Source organism: Streptomyces sp. NBC_00237 (assembly GCF_026342435.1).
In the GTDB taxonomy this organism is placed as follows: domain Bacteria; phylum Actinomycetota; class Actinomycetes; order Streptomycetales; family Streptomycetaceae; genus Streptomyces.
The window spans coordinates 175,872-198,696 of the sequence record NZ_JAPEMT010000004.1; the positions used below are offsets into that span (position 1 = coordinate 175,872).

General features: G+C 71.1%; 16 protein-coding genes. 8 read left to right on the plus strand and 8 right to left on the minus strand.

Annotated elements, in window-relative coordinates; genetic code table 11:
- Positions 1 to 93: 93 nt before the first annotated feature.
- Positions 94 to 675 (plus strand): sigma-70 family RNA polymerase sigma factor, encoded by a 582-nt coding sequence (locus tag OG897_RS33245; protein ID WP_266662826.1) that lies wholly within the window; start codon positions 94 to 96, stop codon positions 673 to 675.
- A 73-nt stretch (positions 676 to 748) separates the two neighbouring features.
- On the opposite strand, the gene OG897_RS33250 is transcribed toward OG897_RS33245, so the two are convergent.
- Positions 749 to 2,248, minus strand: coding sequence for a non-reducing end alpha-L-arabinofuranosidase family hydrolase (locus tag OG897_RS33250; RefSeq protein WP_266663686.1), 1,500 nt, complete (start codon positions 2,246 to 2,248; stop codon positions 749 to 751).
- 458 nt (positions 2,249 to 2,706) lie between these two features.
- Here OG897_RS33250 and OG897_RS33255 point away from each other — a divergent pair, with 458 nt between their 5' ends.
- Both OG897_RS33255 and OG897_RS33260 read left to right on the plus strand, forming a co-directional pair.
- Complete coding sequence (locus OG897_RS33255) at positions 2,707 to 4,893, plus strand: glycoside hydrolase family 9 protein (protein WP_266662827.1); 2,187 nt, start codon at positions 2,707 to 2,709, stop codon at positions 4,891 to 4,893.
- A gap of 112 nt (positions 4,894 to 5,005) precedes the next feature.
- A complete protein-coding gene (locus OG897_RS33260; RefSeq protein ID WP_266662828.1) occupies positions 5,006 to 6,448 on the plus strand; it encodes an endo-1,4-beta-xylanase in 1,443 nt (480 codons plus the stop codon).
- 82 nt (positions 6,449 to 6,530) lie between these two features.
- Here OG897_RS33260 and OG897_RS33265 read toward each other — a convergent pair whose 3' ends face one another.
- A complete protein-coding gene (locus OG897_RS33265; protein ID WP_266662829.1) occupies positions 6,531 to 8,186 on the minus strand; it encodes a glycoside hydrolase family 6 protein in 1,656 nt (551 codons plus the stop codon).
- 437 nt (positions 8,187 to 8,623) lie between these two features.
- Entirely contained in the window at positions 8,624 to 9,847 is a 1,224-nt protein-coding gene (locus OG897_RS33270) for an ROK family transcriptional regulator (RefSeq protein ID WP_266662830.1), read from the minus strand.
- A gap of 157 nt (positions 9,848 to 10,004) precedes the next feature.
- Here OG897_RS33270 and xylA point away from each other — a divergent pair, with 157 nt between their 5' ends.
- Both xylA and OG897_RS33280 read left to right on the plus strand, forming a co-directional pair.
- Positions 10,005 to 11,192 (plus strand): xylose isomerase, encoded by a 1,188-nt coding sequence (gene xylA / locus OG897_RS33275; protein ID WP_266662831.1) that lies wholly within the window; start codon positions 10,005 to 10,007, stop codon positions 11,190 to 11,192.
- 3 nt (positions 11,193 to 11,195) lie between these two features.
- Positions 11,196 to 12,599, plus strand: a complete 1,404-nt coding sequence (locus tag OG897_RS33280) for a xylulokinase (protein ID WP_266662832.1) — start codon at positions 11,196 to 11,198, stop codon at positions 12,597 to 12,599.
- A gap of 25 nt (positions 12,600 to 12,624) precedes the next feature.
- Here the strand turns inward: OG897_RS33280 and OG897_RS33285 are convergent, their stop codons facing one another.
- Positions 12,625 to 12,987, minus strand: a complete 363-nt coding sequence (locus OG897_RS33285) for a DUF1304 domain-containing protein (RefSeq protein WP_266662833.1) — start codon at positions 12,985 to 12,987, stop codon at positions 12,625 to 12,627.
- A 50-nt stretch (positions 12,988 to 13,037) separates the two neighbouring features.
- Positions 13,038 to 14,660, minus strand: a complete 1,623-nt coding sequence (locus tag OG897_RS33290) for a glycoside hydrolase 43 family protein (protein ID WP_266662834.1) — start codon at positions 14,658 to 14,660, stop codon at positions 13,038 to 13,040.
- Positions 14,661 to 14,959: 299 nt separating this feature from the next.
- On the opposite strand from OG897_RS33290, the gene OG897_RS33295 reads away from it, so the two are divergent.
- The gene (locus OG897_RS33295) at positions 14,960 to 16,744 is read left to right on the plus strand and encodes an LPXTG cell wall anchor domain-containing protein (RefSeq protein WP_266662835.1); all 1,785 of its coding nucleotides are present in this window, start codon (positions 14,960 to 14,962) and stop codon (positions 16,742 to 16,744) included.
- 203 nt (positions 16,745 to 16,947) lie between these two features.
- A complete protein-coding gene (locus tag OG897_RS33300) occupies positions 16,948 to 18,462 on the plus strand; it encodes an alpha-N-arabinofuranosidase (protein ID WP_266662836.1) in 1,515 nt (504 codons plus the stop codon).
- A 19-nt stretch (positions 18,463 to 18,481) separates the two neighbouring features.
- Here OG897_RS33300 and OG897_RS33305 read toward each other — a convergent pair whose 3' ends face one another.
- Both OG897_RS33305 and OG897_RS33310 read right to left on the minus strand, forming a co-directional pair.
- Entirely contained in the window at positions 18,482 to 19,564 is a 1,083-nt protein-coding gene (locus OG897_RS33305) for a hypothetical protein (protein WP_266662837.1), read from the minus strand.
- Between the two features lie 5 nt (positions 19,565 to 19,569).
- The gene (locus OG897_RS33310; protein ID WP_266662838.1) at positions 19,570 to 20,112 is read right to left on the minus strand and encodes a SigE family RNA polymerase sigma factor; all 543 of its coding nucleotides are present in this window, start codon (positions 20,110 to 20,112) and stop codon (positions 19,570 to 19,572) included.
- 292 nt (positions 20,113 to 20,404) lie between these two features.
- Between OG897_RS33310 and OG897_RS33315 the strand changes: the two genes are divergently transcribed.
- Positions 20,405 to 21,967, plus strand: coding sequence for an aldehyde dehydrogenase (NADP(+)) (locus OG897_RS33315; protein WP_266662839.1), 1,563 nt, complete (start codon positions 20,405 to 20,407; stop codon positions 21,965 to 21,967).
- On the opposite strand, the gene OG897_RS33320 is transcribed toward OG897_RS33315, so the two are convergent.
- Positions 21,867 to 22,814 (minus strand): SMP-30/gluconolactonase/LRE family protein, encoded by a 948-nt coding sequence (locus OG897_RS33320; RefSeq protein ID WP_266662840.1) that lies wholly within the window; start codon positions 22,812 to 22,814, stop codon positions 21,867 to 21,869. The two genes, OG897_RS33315 and OG897_RS33320, sit on opposite strands and share 101 nt — an antisense overlap.
- Between the last annotated feature and the right edge of the window lie 11 nt (positions 22,815 to 22,825).

A 22,825-nucleotide genomic window follows, 5' to 3' on the forward strand; every position in this document is an offset into this window, starting at 1 on the left:
GTTTGGCCAAGGGCTCCCCACGAGTGTGAAGCCACTCACCCGCACCTGCGGGTGAGCACGCACACCACACTCGAACAGGAGGGGAAGCCACCCATGAGCAGCATCATGGAAGCGGAGACCCCCGCCCTCGCCCCGGCTCACGCGCAGGCCCGGCACCTCGCACGGGACGCCGACTGCGACGCCTTCGTCCGCGACGTCTACGCCCAGTACGGACCCGTGCTTCTCCGGTACGCCACGCGGCTGCTGGACGGCGACTGGCACAAGGCGGAGGACGTCCTCCAGGAAACCGCGGCCCGTGCCTGGAAACACGCCCCGTTCCTGGGCAGCCGTAGCGAGCACATCCGGCCGTGGCTGTTCACCGTGACGAGGAACCTCGTCATCGACCACCACCGTGCCCGGCAGATCCGGCCGCTGGAGCTCATGCCGGTCGAGAACCTGAACGCGTCCTGGGACAGCACGGAGGGCACGATCACCTCCCATGTGGTGCTGGAGGCCCTGCGGGTGCTGAACGAGCAGCAGCGCAGCGTCATCCGGCTCATGTACTACCTGGAGTTCAGCGTGGCCCAGGCGGCCGAGCACCTCGGCATCCCGCCCGGCACCGTCAAGAGCCGCGCCTTCTACGCCGTGCGGGCCCTGCGCAAGGCGCTGGAGAAGCAGGGTGTCGTCCAGGTATAGGGCCCGGTCGGGCGGGCTCGGCCTTCCTACGGAGCCCGCCGGGCAGGCTCCGTACCGGACTCGTGTCGGGGCGTCAGCGTCGCGGTGTCAGCAGACCCGGACGGTAGGGCCAGTGGCCGTATTCGCCGCCGACGGCGGGGTTGCGTCCCTGGTAGAGGAATTGCAGGTTGCAGGGATCGACGGTGAAGGTCTGATCGGCGTTGGTGCGGATCAGTTCTCCGTGGCTGATGTCGTTGGTCCAGGTGGCGCCGCTGTTGGCCTTGCCCGCGAAGGGGTTGCTCTCGGTCGCGGCCTGGGGCGTCCAGGAACCGTTCAGACTGGTGGCGGTGAACGAGCGGAAGTAGCGGCCCTGCGAGCCTCTCGCCTCGACGAGCATGAGGTAGCGGTTCTGGCCCTGGAGCTTGTAGACCTGCGGGGCTTCGAACAGGTTGTCCGCCGTGTCACTCATGATCGTTGTGTAGGAGGAGCCGAAACTGCCCGGGAAGTTCCCGATCGGCATGCTGGCCCGGTAGATCTTGCCGTTGTCACCGGCGAAGAACAGGTACATGTTCTGGCCGTCAGCGATGAGGGTCTGGTCGATGGGGCCCGTGCCGGAGCCGGTGATGCTTCCGGTGAAGAGCGTCTGCTGCGCCGACCAGCCGTTGGGGTTGGCGGGGTCGCTCGACGTCCGGTAGGAGAAGGCGCTCCCCCCTCCCCACTGGTAGGCCATCACCCAGATGTTCTTCGGCGCGAAGTAGAAGAGCGTGGGCGCGACGACGGAGTTGGACATCGTGTTCTGGCTGGCCGAGGCCATCTCCGGCCAGTTGCCGAACAGGCCGAAGTTCATCGAGCCCCAGCCCGCCCCCGTTCCCGCTGCGCCGTGCGTCGTCGCGTAGACGAGATGTTTGCCGTTGTACGGGACGACGGTGAAGTCCTTGAGCGAGGCCCATCCCGGCTTGGGTTGCGCGAGCGCGCCCGTCGAGTTCCAGCGGTACGTCGACGGAAGAGCGCACGCACCGGGGCTGCCGCCGACCTTGACGAGCTGCCACTGCTGGTTGGTGCCGCCCCAGTCGTCGTACTGGACGATGTTCGCGTTGTCGGCGGTGGAGGCGCCCTGTACTTCGAGGGCCTTGCCGCTGTGGCGCGCGATGAGCCGTACGTAGCCGTCCGCGCTGTCGGCCAGGCGCCACTGCTGGTTGGCGCGGTTCAGGTCGGCCCACTGGACGATCGCGCCGCCGTTGGCGGTGGACAGGTTGTGGACGTCCAGCACCTTGCCGGAGTGGCGGGACGTGATGCGGTAGTCGCCGTTGCCGGAGTCGACGAACTGCCACTGCTGCTGGTTCTGGTCGTTCCTGGTCCACTGGGTGATGCGCGCGCCGTCGCCGGTCGCCAGGTTGTGGACGTCAAGGGCCTTGCCGCTGTTGCGGTTGACCAGCACGTACCAGGCTCTGGTGTCGACGGTCGCCTCGGCGGCGGGCCGGGCGGTCGTCGCGGCGGCGGGCTGGGCGGAGAGGAAGGCGGCCGCGAGCAGCAGGGGCGCGAGGGCGGCGAGTAAGCGTCTCAGCTGAACCAGGCGCTGATGGTGGGACCACATCACGAAGAGCTCCTTCGGAGGGCGGGGCACGACATCTCGAAAACCTTTCGAAATGTTCTCGAATCATTGACGCCACAAGTTAGGAAAGCAGGGCCCCCCGGTCAAGACTTATGACCGATCCGCTCGCAAACAACGTCGCCTACGTGGGCTTGTGCAGGCTGTCGGCCGAGCTGCGCGTCTTCGAAAGCTTTCGAGGAGACTCGTCAACTCCTGTATCAGGCGACCCTGTTGACGACTGCTCCGCGCGTCATTACTGTCCGACTCGCATTCACCGAAACACCGACCGCCGTTCGGTATTTCGAATAGGACACTCCCTCTCTCCGGCGCCGACTGCGCCGTGAACCCCCGCTACACCCCGGTGCCCGGGGCGACTGCCTCCGCCTGCCCTGGCGGACGGACCTGCCCGCCCCATCCGGACCAACGCCACCTGCTGATCGCCATCGACACAGGAGCCGCTCATGCCTTCCGTCCTCCCTTCGTCACCCCGCCCCAGACCCTCGTTACGCCGCCCCGGACACCTCGCCGCCGTCCTGGTGACGGGTTCCCTCCTCGTCGGCGGGCTCCTGAGCGCGCCCGCCTCGGCCGTCGTGCCCTCCGCTGCTTCTGCGGCGGCGACCTCGGCCGTACGCGTCAACCAGGTCGGCTACCTGCCGGAAGGGCCCAAGCGCGCCACCGTGGTCACCACGGCGACGCAGTCGCTCACCTGGCAGCTGCGCGACGCCTCCGGGGCGGTGGTCGCCTCCGGCGCGACCGTCCCGCGCGGCGCCGACGCCCCCTCCGGGCAGTCCGTCCAGGTGGCCGACTTCTCCTCGTACCGGGGGTCAGGATCGGGATACGTCCTGGCGGTGGACGGCAACAACAGCGTGCCCTTCGACATCCGCGCGAACCTGTACGACTCCCTGCGCTCCGACGCGATGGCCTTCTTCCACCACCAGCGCAGCGGCGCGCCCATCGACGCGTCCCTGGTGGGCTCCGCCTACGCCCGCCCGGCCGGTCACCTCGGTGTCGCGCCCAACAAGGGCGACACCTCCGTGCCCTGCCAGGCAGGCGTGTGCGACTACACCCAGGACGTCAGGGGCGGCTGGTACGACGCGGGCGACCACGGCAAGTACGTGGTGAACGGCGGCATCTCCACCTGGCTGATGGTCAACTCCTTCGAGCGGGCCAAACGGGCGGGCAAGGACGCGGCGCTGGGCGACTCGACCCTTCGGGTCCCCGAGCGCGGCAACGGCGTGCCCGACGTCCTGGACGAGGCGCGCTGGGAGCTCGACTTCCTGCTGCGGATGCAGGTGCCCGCGAACAAGCCGTACGCGGGCATGGCGTTCCACAAGGTCCATGACGCGGAGTGGACCGCCATGCCGATGCGCCCCGAACAGGACGCCCAGCCGCGCGAACTGCACCGTCCGTCCACGGCGGCGACCCTCAACCTCGCGGCGGCGGCGGCACAGTGCGCCCGGGTCTACCGGCCCTACGACGCCGCGTTCGCCGACCGCTGCCTGTCGGCCGCCCGCCGGGCCTGGACGGCGGCCCGGGCCAACCCGGCCCTGTACGCGCCGGATTCCGACAGCACGGGCGGCGGTGCCTACGGCGACGCCGTGGTCACCGACGAGTTCTACTGGGCGGCGGCCGAGCTGTACGCCACGACCGGCGACAGCGGCTACCGGGACGCGGTCACCGGCTCCACCTGGCACACCTCTCCGACCGCCTTCTCCGCCTACGGGTTCGGCTGGGCGGACACGGCCGCGCTCGGGCGGCTCACCCTGGCCACGGTCCCGGGCGGACTGCCCGCCGCGGACCTGGCGCGCGTCCGTTCCTCGGTGACCACCGCCGCGGACGGCTACCTGGCCAGGATGGCCGCCCAGGGCTACGCGGTGCCCGTCCCGGCGGACGGGTACTTCTGGGGCTCCAACGGCGAGGTCGCCAACGACGCGATCGTGCTGGCCGTCGCCGGAGAGCTGACCGGCGACGAGCGCTACCGCACCGGCGCCCTGGAGACGATGGACTACCTGCTCGGCCGCAACGCCATCGGGCAGTCCTACGTGTCCGGCCACGGCGAGACGTCCTCGCGCAACCAGCACCACCGCTTCTGGGCACACCAGTTGGACGCCTCGCTGCCCCACCCTCCGGCGGGGTCGCTCGCGGGCGGTCCCAACAGCGGGCTCCAGGACCCGGTGGCGAAGGAGAAGCTGTCGGGCTGCGCGCCCGCCGCCTGCTACGTCGACGACATCGGCTCGTACTCCACCAACGAGGTGGCGGTCAACTGGAACGCCCCGCTGGCCTGGCTCGCCGCCTACGCCGCCGAGCGGACCTCCACCGTCGAACCGCCCGCCGGTGCCTGCACGGTGACGTACAAGAACGACAACGTCTGGAGCACGGGCTTCACCGCGACGGTCACCGTCAAGAACACCGGCCCGAAGCCCGTGGACGGCTGGCAGCTGAGCTGGGCCTATCCGGCGGGCCAGCGCGTCACCAGCACCTGGAACGCGACCGTCACCCAGGACGGCCCCGCCGTCGTCGCCCGCAGCACCGACTGGAACCGGACCCTCGCCCCCGGTGCGACAGCGAGCTTCGGCATCCAGGGCACGTACGGCGGAACCAACCCCTCCCCCACGGCCTACACCCTCAACGGGACCGCCTGCACCTGACCGGCGGTCGGCCGGACCCGGGCAGACGGCCGCGCGCCGCGCCCGCTCCTCGAAGCCCCGTACGTCGAAGCCCCGTACGTCCCTGCGTGATTCCCCCTCTGGAGGCACAGTCATGTCCTCGCACGCCACTCCCCCACCCACCGTCCGCCGCAAGTTCGGTGCTCTGCTGACAGCGCTGGTCGTCGGCGGCCTCGGTGCGCTCGCCACACCGGCCGCGACACCGACCGCACACGCCGCCGAGAGTGCGGCCGCGAGCACGCTCGGCGCCGCGGCGGCGCAGAGCGGCCGCTACTTCGGCACCGCCGTCGCCTCGGGCAGGCTGGGCGACTCGACGTACGCGTCGATCGCGAACCGCGAGTTCACCTCGGTGACGGCCGAGAACGAGATGAAGATCGACGCCACCGAGCCCCAGCGGGGCCGGTTCGACTTCACCGCCGGTGACCGCGTCTACAACTGGGCGGTGCAGAACGGCAAGCAGGTGCGCGGCCACACCCTGGCCTGGTACTCCCAGCAGCCCGGCTGGATGCAGAGCCTCAGCGGCAGCACGCTGCGCCAGGCGATGACCGGCCACATCAACGGCGTGATGACCCACTACAAGGGCAAGATCCCCCAGTGGGACGTCGTGAACGAGGCGTTCGAGGACGGCAGTTCGGGCGCCCGGCGCGACTCCAACCTCCAGCGCACCGGCAACGACTGGATCGAGGTCGCCTTCCGCACCGCGCGCGCCGCCGACCCGGCCGCCAAGCTCTGCTACAACGACTACAACGTCGAGAACTGGACCTGGGCCAAGACCCAGGCCATGTACGCCATGGTCCGGGACTTCAAGCAGCGCGGCGTGCCGATCGACTGCGTCGGTTTCCAGTCGCACTTCAACAGCGGCAGCCCCTACCACAGCAACTTCCGCACCACCTTGCAGAACTTCGCCGCCCTCGGCGTCGACGTGGCGGTCACCGAACTCGACATCCAGGGCGCTCCGGCCTCGACCTACGCCGCCGTGACCAACGACTGCCTGGCCGTCGCGCGCTGCCTCGGCATCACCGTCTGGGGTGTGCGCGACACCGACTCCTGGCGACCGGAGCACTCACCGCTGTTGTTCAACGGTGACGGCAGCAAGAAGGCCGCCTACTCCGCCGTCCTCAACGCACTCAACGCCGCCTCCCCCACCACCCCCGGGGGTTCCGGACAGATCAAGGGCGTCGCTTCGGGCCGCTGCCTGGACGTGCCAGGCGCCGGCACCACCGACGGCACGCAGCTCCACCTGTGGGACTGCCGCAACAGCACCAACCAGCAGTGGACCCCCACCGCCGCGGGCGAGCTCAGGGTCTACGGCGACAAGTGCCTGGACGCCGCCGGTACCGGCAACGGCGCCAAGGTCCAGATCTACGGCTGCTGGGGCGGCGACAACCAGAAGTGGCGTCTGAACTCCGACGGCTCCGTCGTCGGCGTCCAGTCCGGCCTCTGCCTCGACGCCGCCGCAGGCGGGACCGCCAACGGCACCCCGATCCAGCTCTACTCCTGCTCCAACGGCAGCAACCAGCGCTGGACCCGCACCTGAGCGGGTCCGCATCGGCCGACGGCCCCTTTCCCCGGTGTGCACACCGGGGAAAGGGGCCGTCGGCACACCCGTCAGAACGCGGTCACAGTGCCGGGTGGGCGTTCTTCAGCAGCTCCTGGAACTGGGCGGAGAACCACTTCCCCGCCAGCGGGGCGTTCGGCAGTGAGCCGGACATGCTGTGCCCGTTGCGGGGGTTGCCCGTGTACGTCGGGTCGCACATCCGGTCGAAGCCCTTGCCCTCGTCGTTCGGGATCTCCTTGCTCCCGCCGTCGGACTCGCCCGGCGGCTTGGCCCACACGTACGCGTCGATTCCGGCCGCGGGCGCGGTCGTCGGGCGTTCCCCGAGTCCCGCCCCCGACTGGTTGCACCAGTTGCCGAGGTGGATGCGGCGGTCGTAGCGCCCGCCGTCGACGTAGGTGTCCACGCTCGTCTTCGGGCCGGGTCCCGCCGGCCGTGCCGTACCGCCCCAGCCGTTGCGGGAGGTGTCGATCAGCATGCCGATGTTGGGGTCGAAGCCGAGGGTGACCGCCTTGGCGCGCATGGCCTGTGCGTAGCTCAGCTCGTCGGTGTACCGGTTCCAGTCCACCCACTTGGACTGGCGGACGGAGGTTCCGTTGACGCTGTCGCCGATGGCGAAGTGGTCCTCCTTGAGGGCACTGAAGTTGGCGGTGTTCACGATGAAGCCGTGTACGTCGGCGAGGGTCGCGCCCTCGGAGGTGGCGGCCTCCTTGAACATCTCGGCGGAGGCGGTGAAGTTGTCGTCCCAGCCGAGCCAGCCGTGGTGTCCGGCGTCGACGTAGTTGTAGACGTTGGGGACGTCGCCCAGCTTGTTGAGCGCGTACCCGACGCCCTTCTGGTAGTTGCCGTTCGCCTTCATCACGTCGCAGGCGGGCGTGACGGTGGGGCGGGGGGTGGTGTTGGTGACGAGGTTGGGCAGCGAGTCGATCTCCACCATCGTGACGATGCGCAGGCCCGCGTACTTGGGGTCGGCGAGGATCGCGGCGAGCGGGTCGATGTACTCGCTCTTGTACCGGCCGATCTCGGTCGGACCGAGTTCCCCGTTGGAGGCGAGTGCGGAGCAGTCGCGGCCCGGCAGGTTGTAGACCACCAGCTGGACGGTGAGTTCGCCCGTCCCCTTCTGCTTCAGGGCCTCGTCCAGGTGGGCGCGCAGGCCCATGGTGGTGGCGCTGCCCTTGACGGCGGCGATGCGGTCCAGCCAGACGGCGGTCGGCTGGTTGGCGACGGCGGCACCGCCCGGTTCGGCGGCGGCCTTCGCGGACCACTCCGGGTTCACGTAGGTCTTCGCGCCCGCGTACGGGTTGTCGACCCGCTTGCCGGGCGGGTCCGTGGGGCCGGGGCCCGGGTCCGTACCGCCGTTGCAGGTCACGCCGTTGAGCTTGAAGGCCGCCGGCACGGCGTTCTCGCCGCTGTTGCTCGCGTTGAAGCCGAAGGAGGCGGAGCCGCCGGTGCCGAGGTTCCCGTTGTACGAGACGTTCTGGGCGGTGACGGCCTTGCCCGTCTGGCTGACGGTGGCGTTCCAGCCCTGGGTGATCTTCTGGTCACCGGCGTAGACCCACTCCAGGGTCCACGCGGTGACCGGGGAGCCGTTGTTGGTGACGGTCACGTTCGCGCCGAAACCGCCGTTCCACTGATTCTGGATCCTGTAGTCGACGGTGCAGGCGGGCGCTGCCGCTCCCGACGCTGATCCGGCTGCCACGGCCACGGTCCCGGCCGCCATGAGCAGAGCGCAGGCCGCCGCGAGACCCGTACGACTGCGCGAGGGGGAGGCCGGGGACTTCACAGGGGAGCTCGAAGGGGAGCTCAGAGGGGAATGCAGGGGGTGATGCATGAGCGACTCCTGACAACTGAGGTGCTCCCTGACAGGGCACCTAGTGAAGGGGACCGCTCCCACTGGTGAGGCAGACCGTAGCGCTACGTGGCTTCAAGCAACAGACGTGTCACCAACTTTCACCGCCATATCTCTGTCGAATATCTTCGACTCTTCACTCTTCTTGACCGCGCAACTCCCCCGCCTTCACAGTGGGAGCGCTCCCACTGGTGCAAGGCTTGAACGCACGGCCCGATGCGGCGCCAGCACGCAACGGGCTTCGAACACCCGGAGGAGGGAGGTTCACGCGGCAGCTTCCACCGCGTCTTCCGTGCCGCTGCGGATGCTCAGCCCAGCAGCTCGTACGGTGTGGCCAGCGCCCGCCGCAGCACGGAACCCGCGGCCCCCCGCAGCGCGGCGGTCGCCCCCAGCTCCGAGAAGACGGCGGAGCCGGGGGCGACGAGGCCGGGGGCGAAGTCGTCCAGGCTGTCCAGGAGTACGGGCCTGAGCCATGCGGCGAGCGTCGCGAAGTGCCCGCCGAGCACCACCGCCGAAAGGTCCACGAGGCGCGCGCAGGACACCACCGCGATACCGAGACAGTGCCCCGCGTGCGCGACGGCGGCGATCGCCCGGGCGTCGCCGTTCCGCAGGGCGGTCAGCAGCACGCTCATGCGTTCCGCCGTCGTGCTGCCGCCGTCGGTGATTCCCGCCGCCGCGAGGATGGCCTCCTGGCCCGCGACGGTTTCGAGACAGCCCCGGCCCCCGCACGAGCAGCGCCGGCCGCCGGGTTCGACGACGACGTGCCCCACTTCGCCCGCGTGTCCGCCCGGACCGGAGAACAGTTCCGTCCCCAGCACGAGGCCGCCGCCGACCCCGACTTCGCCGGACACGTACAGATACGAGCCCAGCGACGCCCCACGGCCGTACCAGAGTTCGGCGAGGGCGGCGCTGTCCGCCTCGTTGGACACGGCCACGCCGAGGGGCGTCCGCGGGGCGAGGCCGGTGAGCTCGGTACTCAGATCGGCTTTCCGCCAGGCGAGGTTGGGGGCCGTCAGAACGGTCCCGCGCCCCGGGTCGACGAGACCGGGAACGGCGAGTCCGCCGCCGAGGAGGGTCATCCCCGCGTCGGCGGCCCGGGCCGAGCAGCGTGCGACGAGTTCCGTGAGTTCCGCGAGGACGTCGCCCGGAGCACGGCCCCGGTTGGCGGCCTCGGCCACTTCGTGGAAGCGCAGCTCTCCGTGCAGGTCCACGATTCCGGCCGCGAGGTAGTCGACGTTCACCTCGGCACCGACCGCGCCGGGCCGCGGGGCGAGGGCCAGTCCCACCCCGGGCCGCCCCCGGCCGCCGACCCGGGTCACGCCGATCTCCTCGACGAGCCCCGTTGCCAGGAGGTCCGTCACCAGGCTGGAGACCGCGGCCTTCGTGAGGCCGGTGGCCGAGGCGATGTCCGCCCGGGACGCGGGGGCGTCCGGCCCGATGTGCGCGAGCACGAGGGCGAGGTTCCTTCGCCGTACGTCGGCGACCCGGCCCGGCTCCTGCATGCGCGCCGCGCCCTCGTTCTGCTCCCGCACGTGCGCCCCTTCGGTGGTTCTGACTGCGTCCGGCCGCGCCGGAGGATCGTTGACAAGTTCACCACGACCCATATAGTTCAGGATCAATACTAATTCTTCTTCTGCTCGGAAGTGACTCTTCCCGGGGCGGAGGGAGACCCCGGAAGAGGTGTCTGGCATGACTCTGCTCCCTACCCCCGCCGACAGGTTCACCTTCGGTCTGTGGACCGTCGGCTGGACGGGCACCGACCCGTTCGGCGCCCCGACCCGTGCCGCTCTCGACCCGGTGGAGGCCGTCCACCGGCTCGCCGGACTCGGCGCGTACGGCATCACGTTCCACGACGACGACCTGGTCCCGTTCGGGGCCTCGTCGGGCGAGCGCGAGCAGATCCTGGGCCGCTTCCGGTCCGCGCTGGCGGAGACGGGCCTCAAGGTCCCGATGGTCACCACGAACCTCTTCAGCCACCCCGTCTTCAAGGACGGCGGCTTCACCTCGAACGACCGCTCGGTGCGCCGCTTCGCCCTGGCGAAGGTGCTCCACAACATCGATCTCGCCGCCGAGTTCGGCGCCGAGACGTTCGTCATGTGGGGTGGCCGCGAGGGTTCGGAGTACGACGGCTCCAAGGACCTCGCCGCCGCGCTCGACCGTTACCGCGAGGGCGTGGACACCGCCGCCGGGTACGTCAAGGACAAGGGCTACGGACTGCGGATCGCCCTGGAGCCGAAGCCGAACGAGCCGCGCGGCGACATCCTCCTGCCGACCGTGGGCCACGTCCTCGGGTTCATCGCGCAGCTGGAGCACGGCGACATCGTGGGCCTCAACCCGGAGACCGGGCACGAGCAGATGGCCGGGCTGAACTTCACGCACGGCATCGCGCAGGCGCTGTGGGCGGGCAAGCTGTTCCACATCGACCTCAACGGCCAGCGCGGCATCAAGTTCGACCAGGACCTCGTCTTCGGGCACGGCGACCTGACCAGCGCGTTCTTCACGGTCGACCTCCTGGAGAACGGCTTCCCGGGCGGCGGCCCCCGCTACGAGGGTCCCCGGCACTTCGACTACAAGCCCTCCCGCACCGACGGGTACGACGGCGTGTGGGAGTCCGCCCGCGCCAACATGGCCACCTACCTGCTCCTCAAGGAGCGCGCGGCGGCGTTCCGCGCCGACCCGGAGGTCCAGGAGGCGCTGCGCGCCTCGGGGGTGTACGAGCTGTCCGAACCGACGCTGGCGGCCGGGGAGTCGGCGGCGGACCTGCTCGCCGACGCGTCCGCGTTCCAGGGGTTCGACGCGGAGAAGACCGCCGCGCACTCCTTCGCGTTCGTACGCCTCAACCAGCTGGCGATCGAGCACCTGGTCGGCGGGCGCTGACCGATGGCCGCTCTCGTCGCCGGAGTCGACAGCTCCACCCAGTCCTGCAAGGTCGTGGTCCGGGACGCCGTGACCGGTGCGCCGGTGCGCTCGGGCTCGGCCCGCCATCCCGAAGGCACCGAGGTGCATCCCGACGCGTGGTGGGACGCGCTGCGGGCCGCGATCGCGGCGGCGGGCGGCATCGACGACGTCGTCGCCGTGTCGGTGGGCGGGCAGCAGCACGGCATGGTCTGTCTCGACGAGGACGGCGCGGTCGTCCGCCCGGCGCTGCTGTGGAACGACACGCGCTCGGCCGGTGCGGCGACGTCGCTCGTCCGTGAGGCGGGCGGCGGCGACGCCGCGGTCGGGGCTCGCTGGTGGGCCGAGGCGACCGGCACCCTGCCGGTCGCCTCGGTCACCTCGGCCAAACTGCGGTGGCTGGCCGACAACGAGCCCCGGAACGCCGCGCGGACGGCCGCCGTGTGCCTTCCGCACGACTGGCTCTCGTGGCGGCTCGCGGGGCACGGCCCCGGTTCGGGCGGACTGGACGCGCTGTGGACGGACCGTTCGGACGCCTCCGGTACGGGCTACTGGTCGCCGTCGACGGGCGAGTACCTGCCCGAGGTCCTCGTGCGCACCCTCGGGCACCTTCCCGTCCTCCCCCGCGTCCTGGGCCCGCTCGAAGCAGGGAACCGCACGCCGGGCGGCGCCCTCCTGGGTCCCGGCGCCGGGGACAACGCGGCGGCCGGGCTGGGAGTCGGCGCCTCGGTGGGTGACGTCGTCGTCTCGATCGGCACCTCCGGCACCGTGTTCGCCGTCGCCGACCGGCCGACGGCGGACCCCTCCGGGCACGTGGCGGGCTTCGCGGACGCAACCGGCCACTACCTCCCGCTCGTCTGCACCCTCAACGCCTCGCGGGTCCTCGACGCGACGGCAGCCCTGCTCGACGTCTCGCTGGACGGGCTCACCTCGCTGGCGCTCTCCGCGCCGACGGGGGCCGGGGGCCTCACCCTCGTGCCGTACTTCCAGGGGGAGCGCACCCCCAACCTGCCCGATGCCACCGGCTCGTTGCACGGCATGACGCTGCGGAACTTCACGCCCGCCCACCTGGCCCGCGCCGCCGTCGAGGGCATCGTGTGCTCCCTCGCGGACGGGCTCGCCGCGCTCACCGCGCGGGGCGTTCCGGCCGAACGGATCATCCTGGTCGGCGGCGGAGCGCGCTCGACCGCCGTGCAGGAGGCCGCCGCCTCGGTCTTCGGGCTCCCCGTGCTCGTCCCCGAACCGGGTGAGTACGTCGCCGAAGGCGCCGCACGCCAAGCCGCGGGCGTGTACCTCGGACACTTCCCCGCCTGGCGGCGCGCGGGCACCCGCACGGTGACCGCGCGTCCCGCTCCCGACGTCCTCGACCGCTACCGCGCCGCCCGCTGACCGCTGGTGCTCCTGGCCCGCTGCCTCAGCGGGCCAGGAGCACCAGCGCGAGTACCACGAGGGCGGGGACGGTCTGCACGAAGAGGATCTTGCGGGACGCCGTCGCGGCGCCGTACAGCCCGGCCACGGCGACGCAGGCCAGGAAGAAGACCCGTACCTGGAATCCGACCGGGTCGGAGGCGAAAGCACCCCAGAGGAGTCCGGCGGCCAGGAATCCGTTGTACAGACCCTGGTTGGCGGCCATCGCCTTGGTCGAGGCCGCGAACTCCACTGTCGTACCGAAAGCGGCCCGGGCCCGGGGGCCGGTCCACAGGAACATCTCCAGAACCAGGATGTAGACGTGCAGGAGAGCGAGCGCGACAACCGCAATTGCGGCGATAACAGACATATCGGTGATGCTACGTCACACCGTGGCCCCCCGTGGAGATCGACGGCTGGTCAGGGCGTGCTCAACTCGAAGCTTTCCACCCGCACTTCGCCGCCGAGGGCCCGGGTGGCGTGGTTGAAGACGGCGAAGCGGTAGCCCAGGAAGAACTCCCACGCGTTGTTCAGGGTGAACGCCGGGCCGAGCGGGGTGAAGGTGGTGCCGTCGGTGCTGTAGGAGAACGTCGCCCGGCGGCCAGGACCCGGGCTGATGTCGGCGGCGGCGCGCAGCCAGACGCGGCAGCCGGACGCCGGGAGGGCTGCGGCGGCCCGCTCGGCGCCGGTGCCGGTGGTGTTCCAGCGGGCGTCCATGGTCAGGCCGTCGAACATCACCAGTCTGCGGACGCCGTCCTGCCGCGTGACGCCGATCCAGGCGGAGGAGTCCCGCAGCATCGCCAGCCCGGCCCGGTCGCCGTCCGCCATCGTAGAGCAGTCGAGCACGACGGTCGCGGTGGAGGTGGGGCCCTGGATGCGGCGGGTGAGGGTGTTACGGGCGTTGTAGAGGTCGTCGGTGACGGTGGCGGTCCTGAGGGTGAGCCCGTTATTGACGGTGAACGCGGCGGTGTCGGGGTTGTGGTTCCACTCCCAGTACGGTGCCAGCGCCGTGCCCCCGAAGGTGTCGGCGCCGGTCAGCGGCGGGAGCGGGTGCGGGGTGACGGGGTAGGGGTACTCCCTGCCCCACTCGCCGTCCACGAGCTGGAGCTCGGGCCAGCCCTCGGCGTTCCAGGTGACCGGGGCCAGGGCGGGGACGCGGCCGCCGGGATAGGCGTCGATGAAGCCCATGTAGTACCAGTCGCCGTTCGGGGTGTCGACCAGCGCGCCCTGGTGCGGCACGCCGCCGCCGGGGATCGGGCGGGACAGGTCCCACAGCACCTCCCGCATCTCGTACGGGCCGAAGGGGCCCGAGGTGGACTTCCAGACGTACTGCCCGGCGGTGCCGTCGGCCGGGCGGGTGACGAAGATGTAGTAGTTCCCGTTGATCTTGTAGAAGCGGGAGCCCTCCATCAGGCCGAACTCGGCGGGCTTGGTGAGCACGTGCTCGTTCCTGACCTCGGTGCGCAGGTCCGGGGAGAGCTGCGCGACGCGGATCTCGTTGGCGCCGTGCGCCACGTACGGGGTGCCGTCGTCGTCGAAGAGCAGCCCCGCGTCGTAGTAAATGCTGCCGATCTCGGCGTGCCGGGTCCAGGGGCCCGCCGCGTCGGTGGCGCTGTACACGTACGACCGCTGGAAGCCGATCTGGCCCAGCCAGTAGAAGGTCTGGTCGCTGGGACGGTGGCGCATGGAGGACGCCCAGATGCCACCGACGTACGCCCGTCCGCCGTTGAGGTCGTACGCGTCGCCGAAGTCGAGGACCGGCACCGAGTGGCCGATGAACTCCCAGCCGACCAGGTCGTAGGAGCGCAGGACGGGCGCGCCAGGCGAGTAGTGCATGGTCGAGCCGGTGTAGTAGTACGCGTCGCCGACGCGGATGACTTCGAGGTCGGCGAAGTCCTGCCAGATCACCGGGTTGGCGAAATGCTCCTGCCGGGCCGACGCGGCAGCCGCCGCGCGCGTCACCGGCAGCGCGGCGCCCGCGACAAGGCCGGCGGTGGCCGCCATGACCCTCCGGCGGCTGTGGGGGTGTTGGAGCCAGGACATGCGAGATCAGCTTCCTCACGTGTGCGGAACGGAGAGCGGATGTTCGATATTTCGTACATGGTTCTGACTGTCGAACGGGAATATAGGAGGGGGCAGGTGGGGTGTCAACACCACTTGATCGGGGGGCAGTTGACGGATCGCCGACAGCGGCGGAGAGACGGTGCGATCACGTCTCGAAAAAAAGTAATTGAGGAGGCAACCTTTCCGCTCCCAGCGGTCACTGAGGGGTGTACCGACGAGGGCGAGCCGTGGTCAGCGGCGCTACGCCCTCTTATCAACACCCGATCGGAGCCCCCCCCATGTCACCAGACGACCCCATATCCGCCGAGCAGCCGATGCCCCGGGGCCGCACGCCCCGCCGTAGCCGGACGCTCCGGCACACCGTCGTGGGGACGGTGGCGGTGCTCGCCGCCTCGGCCGGTGTCGGCGCCCTGGCGCCCAGCGCGGGCGCCGCGCAGCCCATCGGCATCCGTGTCGATGCCGGTACCTCCTTGGGCACGGTGCCCAGCAGCGGTGTCGGCCTCAACACGGGCTTCGGCGACGAGAACATGGGGACCGCCAAGGTCACGTCGCTGATGAAGGCCGCTGGGGTCCGGCAGCTGCGCTACCCCGGCGGCTCCGGCGCGGACGAGTACCACTGGAAGACCCACAGCTACGGAGACGGCAGCGGCTGGATCCCCTCCAACACCACCTTCGACCGCTTCATGGCCACCGCGAAGAAGGTCGGCGCCCAGCCGATCCTGACCGCGAACTACGGCTCCGGCACCCCCCAGGAGGCCGCCGACTGGGTCAAGTACGCCAACATCGACAAGGGTTACGGCGTGAAGTACTGGGAGATCGGCAACGAGGTCTACGGCAACGGGCACTACGGCAACGGCAAGGGCTGGGAGACCGACAAGCACGCCGACAAGAGCCCGAAGGAGTACGGGAAGAACCTGGTCGCCTACGCGAAGGCGATGAAGGCCGTGGACCCGAAGGTGAAGATCGGAGCGGTGCTCACCACCCCCGGCTTCTGGCCGGACGCGGAGAAGGCCCCCGGTGACAGCGCCGACTGGAACAACACGGTGCTCTCCATCGCGGGCAAGTCGATCGACTTCGCCATCGTCCACTGGTATCCGGGCGGCACCACCACGGACGACCTGCTGAAGACCCCCACCCGGATCGCCGGGGTCACGTCCTCGCTGCGCTCGCTGATCACCAAGTACGCGGGCTCGCGCGCCGCTTCGGTGGAGATCGCGGTCACCGAGAACGGCGCCGTCGGGTCGCCCGCCCAGACCAGCCAGGCCGCGGCCCTGTTCGCGTCGGACACCTACATGACCTGGTTCGAGAAGGGCGCCACCCACGTGGACTGGTGGAACCTGCACAACGGCACGGACCAGGCACCCACCACCGTCCACGGCGAGACCGACTACCAGGACGGGGGTGTGCTCTCCGCCGGAACCTGCGTCGGGGGGAAGTGCGAACCGCCGCGCGACACGCCCTTCCCGACCTACTGGGGCATCCGCTCGCTGACCGCACTGGCGAAGCCCGGCGACACCATGGTCAAGTCGTCCTCGGGCAACGCGTCCGTCGCCGTGCACGCGGTGCGGAACAGCGCCGGGGGTCTGAACGTCATGCTGATCAACAAGGACCCGCAGAACGCGGCGCCGGTGTCGCTCTCGTACGCCGGATTCACCCCGGCCGCAGGGGCGGTCACGACCGTTTCGCACGCCAAGGGAGACACCGCCCTGAAGACGGCGAAGCGGGGCACGGCGGCCGCCCAGACGCTGCCGCCGTACTCGATCACGACTCTTCAGCTGAAGCCCGCGTCGGGCACCGCCGGGGCTCACCAGCCGACGCCCGCCCCCACGCCGGCCGTCCCCGCACCGGTGGTCTCCGCCTCCGGCACGACCGGCACCCGTGCGCAGGGGGAGATCGGCGCACGCGTCGGCCAACCGGCCCCGCGCAGCACGTCCGGCGACCTGGCTTCCACCGGGGCGAGCAACACTGCCACGTACAGCGCCCTCGGTGGCCTGCTGATCATCGCTGTCGGTGGCGCACTGGTGCTTCGCGGACGTCGCCGCAGGGGTTCGCACGGGAAGTGAGACCGCGTGAGTGAGACCGCGCGAGTGAACGCGAGTGAAACCGCGTGAGTGAGACCGCGTGAGTGACTGACGGCCCGGCAGCAACGCCACCCGCCCGGTGGCGTGTTGCCGGGCCGTCGGCCTCCGGGCACGGTGTGTTGTCCGCGGACAACACACCGTGCCTTTCCCCTCGTTGCCGCACAGCCCACTCGGAAGGCACTTCCATGGCGCATCCCGCCCGCTTCACCCTCGACCCCGCTTTCACCGTCGGCACCGTCGACCCCCGCCTCTTCGGCTCCTTCGTCGAACACCTCGGCCGCTGCGTCTACACCGGCATCTACGAACCAGGCCACCCCACCGCTGACGAGGCCGGACTCCGTGCGGACGTCCTCGCACTCGTCCGCGAGCTCGGCGCCACCACCATCCGCTATCCCGGCGGCAACTTCGTCTCCGGTTACCGGTGGGAGGACGGCACAGGCCCCGTCGACGAACGCCCCCGGCGTCTCGACCTCGCCTGGCGCTCCACCGAGACCAACCGCTTCGGGCTCAGCGCGTACATGGACTTCCTCCGCAAGGTCGGCCCGCAGGCCGAACCCATGATGGCCGTCAACCTTGGCACCCGAGGGGTCGCCGAAGCCCTCGAACTCCAGGAGTACGCCAATCACCCCGCCGGAACGGAACTCTCCGACCGCCGCATCGCCCACGGCGACGAACAGCCCTTCGGCATCCGCCTGTGGTGCCTCGGCAACGAGATGGACGGCCCCTGGCAGACCGGCCACAAGACCGCCGAGGAGTACGGCCGCCTCGCCGCCGAAACGGCCCGCGCCATGCGGCAGATCGACCCCGCCGTCGAACTGGTGGCCTGCGGGAGTTCAAGTCGCGCCATGGACACCTTCGCCGCCTGGGAGGCGACCGTCCTCAGCGAGACGTACGACCTCGTCGACCACGTCTCCCTGCACGCCTACTACGAGGAGGTCGACGGCGACCGGGACTCCTTCCTCGCCTCGGCCGTCGACATGGAGACGTTCATCGAGGCCGTCGTCGCCACCTGCGACCACATCGGCGCCCGGCTGAAGTCGTCGAAGAAGATCACCCTCTCCTTCGACGAGTGGAACATCTGGTACCAGCGCCGCTCCACCGAGGAGACCGCCGTCGCCCCCCTCGACTGGCCCGAGGCCCCTCGTCTGCTCGAAGACAGCTACTCCGTCACCGACGCCGTCGTCCTCGGGTCGCTCCTCATCGCACTGTTCCGGCACGCCGACCGGGTGGCCGTCGCCTGCCTCGCCCAACTGGTCAACGTCATCGCCCCGATCATGACCGAGCCCGGCGGCCCCGCCTGGCGGCAGACCACCTTCTTCCCCTTCGCCCAGGCCGCCCGCCACGGGCGCGGGCAGGTCCTCGACGTACGGCCCGCCTCGCCCACGTACGCGACGAAGAGCTACGGCGAGGTGCCGCTGCTGCACGCGACGGCGGTACGCGGCGAGGACGGGACGGTGACCGTCTTCGCCGTGAACCGCAGCCAGACCGAGCCCCTGCCGCTGGACGTCGCGCTGTACGCCATGGAGTTGAGCGAGGTCGTCGAACACAGCGCCCTCGCCGACGAGGACCCCGACGCACGCAACACCCTCGCCGACCCCGAACGCGTCGGCCCGCACCCCGTCACCGGCACCCGCCTCGTGGACGGCGTGCTGAGCGCGGTGCTGGAACCGCTGTCCTGGAACGTGATCCGACTGGCCTGAGCCGAGGGCTTCCGGTACGTCAGCGGGGCGGGCGGAAGCCGCCCCGGACCGTGGCCCGCTGTCCGCCCTGCGCCGTCGTGGTCACCGAGTAACGGTCGCCGCCCGCGTCACGGTCGCCCTTGACGTGCTGGTACTGCCCGGCCGCCATGTGCACGCCCGGCCCTACGGTACGGCCGGGCTTCAGCGTCCAGCGGTAGAGGAGGTACACCGGCTGCGCGGGGCCGCTCTGCTCCTCCCGTACCTCGACGGTGAAGTCGTCGAGGGGAAGCGAGATCCAGGCCCCCGTGTTCGTGACGCCCTCGGTCTTGGCGATGCGCAGCTCCACGGCGAGCGCGGTGAGGATCTCGCCGTTCTCGAAGGTGATGTTGCTCTGGGCCCAGAATTCGTGGCTGTGCGGGTCGACCGCGCCCTCGCCCCACAGACGGCCGTCCTGGACGCGGTTGCTGGCCGGCGTGGGCGGGGAAGCGGGTGCGGTCGGCGGCCGGGTGCCCGCAGGCGGCCGCGCCTTCGAGGTCGCGGAGGAGCCGCCGGAGCTGCGCTCGGGCTGACGGGGCGGCTTCGGCGGGGACGTGTGCGCCGGGTCCGGGACGGGGGGCGGGCCGGTGGGCGCGGTGCGGGTGGGCGTGGGCGTGGGGTCCGGTGTGGTGGCCGTGTGCACGCGGACGTCCTCGTGCAGCACGCCTGCCACGCCGTACCCACCGGCGGCCAGGACCGCCGCCACGGCGACGGTGGCCCCAGCGACCCGGGGCCAGGAAGCGGCACGGCCAGGACCGCGTGCCCCTGCGGACCGCACGGACGGCTTCCGTGCACCCCGGGTCCTGCCGTCCGTCCGTGCGTCCTCCGCCATGCCGCGCTCGACGCGGGCGAGGATCCGGGCGCGGTCGGGACGGTGGGAGGCAGCGGCCCGGTGCAGCTCGGCGCGCAGGCGCTCGGCGCGCGGTTGCTCTGTGCGCGGCTGCGCGCCGCTCGACCGCTCAGCGCTGGGCTGCTCGTCGGGTCGGCGGCCGTCGGGCTGGTCGGCGTCGGGCTGGTCGGCGTCGGGCTGGCGGCCGTCGCCTGCGGCGGAACGCCCCTTGTCCACTTCGTGCTCGTCCTCGTCCATGGCGGCTACTTCTTCCTTCCGGCCAGTACCGCCACGGCCCGGTTGCCGTCGCTGTCGCCGAGCATCTGCTCCAGTTGCGCCATCCCCTTGGAGGTCTGGCTCTTCACCGTACCTACGGACACGCCGAGGGCGAGGGCGGTGTCCCGTTCGGAAAGGTCGAAGGCATGGCGCAGCACGACACAGGCGCGCTTGCGGAACGGCAGCCGACGCAGGGCCTCCTGCACGTCGACGACGCCCGGAACGTCGGGGCCCTCCACGGTCTCGGAGCGCTGCGCCCAGAAGAGCGTGACCCTGCGCCGCTCCCGTACGGCGCTGCGGATGCGTCCGCGTACGAGATTGGCGAGGACCCCGCGCGCGTACGCGGCCGGATGGTCGGCGGCACGGACCCGGTCCCAGCGGTGCCACACGGCGAGCAGCGCGTCGGCCGCGAGGTCGTCGGCGGCGTCCGGCTCGCCCGTCAACAGATGGGCGAGGCGGGCCAGTTCGGCGTAGTGGCGCTCGAAGAACTCATGGAACTCCGTGGCGGCATCACCGTCCGATGTCACCACGGGCTACCTCTCTCTGCCACGTATGCGCATAGCGGATGTGGGGATGTGCGAATGCACGAGTGTGTGGATGTGCGCATGTGCGGATGCGAAGGCCGTTTCCGGCACTGGAGCAGGGTACGCGACCGGCGCAGGCGCTCCGTCCACCCCCGAAGGCCGGGGCCGACAGCCCTTGACCGGCCTTCTTCCCCCCACCTAACCTGCCGACACCAGCCCAACATCCGAAATAATGAACATTGTTCGATATGTCGAACTAGTATGGCGAGAAGAGGCCACGGTGTCAGGAATACCCCCAGTGCCCGCGTCCGGCCCCGAGGCGAACACGGCGCCCCGTCCCGTCTGGAGCATCGACCCACGGACCGACGAACGGCGCGAGCAGGTCGGGACGGAAGCCACCCCCGCGGCGGTCGACGCGGCGGTCCTGGCCGCGCACGCCGCGTGGGACACGCTCGCGGACCGGGGCGTGCGCTCCGCCTTCCTCCGTTCCACCGCCGACGAGCTAGAGCGCTCGCGCGAGGAACTGGTGGCGGTCGCCGACGCCGAGACCGCCCTGGGAGCACCCCGGCTGAACGGCGAACTCACGCGCACCTGCTACCAGTTGCGGTCCTTCGCCGACACCGTCGACGAGGGTTCCTTCCTCGACGTCATCATCAGCCACCCGGACGCCTCCGCCACTCCGCCCGTCCCCGATCTGCGCCGCTACAAGATTCCGCTCGGCGTCGTCGCCGTCTACTCCGCGTCCAACTTCCCCTTCGCCTTCTCGGTGGCGGGCGGCGACACCGCCAGCGCCTTCGCCGCAGGCTGCCCGGTCGTGGTCAAGGCCCATCCCGACCACCCCGCGACCTCCGAACTGACCGCCGCCGCCGTGCGCCGGGCCGCCGCCGAGCACGCGGTCCCCGAAGGCGTCCTCGGTCTGGTCCACGGCTTCGACGCCGGTGTCGCCCTGATCGGGCACCCGCTGGTCGCCGCCGCCGGTTTCACCGGGTCGGTACGAGGCGGGCGCGCCCTCTTCGACGCGGCGGCGGCACGCCCCGTACCCATCCCCTTCCACGGTGAACTCGGCTCGCTCAACCCGGTGCTGGTGACACCGGCGGCAGCGGCCGAACGCCCGGAGGAGATCGGTTCCGGGCTCGCCGCCTCCATGACGATGGGCACGGGCCAGTTCTGCGTGAAACCGGGACTCGTCCTGGTCCCGGAGGGCGCGGCGGGCGACGAGCTCCTCAAGGTGCTCGGGCAGTCCCTCGGCGAGGTCGGTGCGGGCGTGATGCTCGACAGGCGGATGCGCGAGAACTTCGTGACGGGCGTCGCCGAACGCGCGCAACTCCCGCACGTGGAGGCTCCGGTACGTCCCGGACCCGGGCCGGACGCCCACACGGTCGGCCCCGGTTTCCTGACGGCGCCCGCCGCCGTACTCGCCCAGGACCAGAGCGCGCACGCCCTGCTCCTGGAGGAGTGCTTCGGCCCGGTGACCATCGTCGCCCGGTACGCGGACCCGGCCGAGGCGCAGACCCTGCTGGCCCGCCTCCCCGGCAACCTCACGGCCACCCTCCACGTCTCGGGACCGGAGGCGGCGGGCGCCGAGGGCGACCCCGGACTTCTCGCCCGGCTGACCCCGCTGGCCGGGCGCGTCCTCGTCAACGCCTGGCCCACCGGCGTCGCCGTGGCCCCCGCCCAGCACCACGGCGGCCCCTACCCGGCGACGACCTCGACCTCCACCTCGGTCGGCACCACCGCCGCCGAACGCTGGCTGCGCCCGGTCACGTACCAGAGCACCCCGGACGCGCTCCTGCCTCCGGAGCTGCGCGAGTCCAACCCGCTGAATCTGCCCCGCGTGGTCGACGGCCTCCGGGAGGACTGACCGTCCCGAAGGCCGGGGACGGCAGCCCCTGCCCCGCGTCCGGGACCACGAGCAGGGAACCCGCCTGCGGGTGCGGGCGGCTCTGGCCGGTGCGGGCCGTGGTGACGTAGAGGTCGCGCAGGTCCGGGCCGCCGAAGGCGCAGGCGGTGGGGCGGGGCACCGGGAGGCGGATCGTACGGTCGAGGCGGCCGTCGGGGGTGTAGCGGCGGATCTGGCCGCCGTCCCACAGGGCGACCCAGACGCAGCCCTCGGCGTCGACGGTGAGTCCGTCGGGGAATCCGGCGCCGGGTTCGATCTCGACGAACGGACGTCTGCCCGTGGGGACGTGCTCCAGCGCGTCGCACACGTCGATCCGGCGGGTGGGGCTGTCGACGTAGTAGACGCGGGGGCTCAGCGGGCACCAGCCGATGCCGTTGCTGACGGTCACGGAGCCGAAGAGGACCGTGGATTCGACGGTGCCGCCGGGGTCGATGCGGACCAGGTTTCCGCCGCCGGGGGCTTCGTCGTAGCGCATCGTGCCCGCCCACAGGGAGCCGTCCGGGGCGACCGCCGCGTCGTTGCCTCGCCTGCCGGGCACCGGGTCGTGGTGCAGCCAGCGGAAGGCGCCGTCGGGGGCGTAAGTGGCCACTCCGTCACGGAGGTTGACGATCAGTCCGCCGTCGGCGGTCGGCTTGGCGGCGCCCACGTGCTGTTCGGTGGCCAGGACGGTGCGGCGGCCGGTGCCGGGGGCGTAGGTGTGGACGCGGGAGCCGAGGATGTCGACCCAGATCAGCCGATCCGTCGCCGGGTCCCAGGTGGGGCCCTCGCCGAGCGCCGCGTGCTCCCGCACCGCCGTCTCCGCACGCATACCGGTCCTCC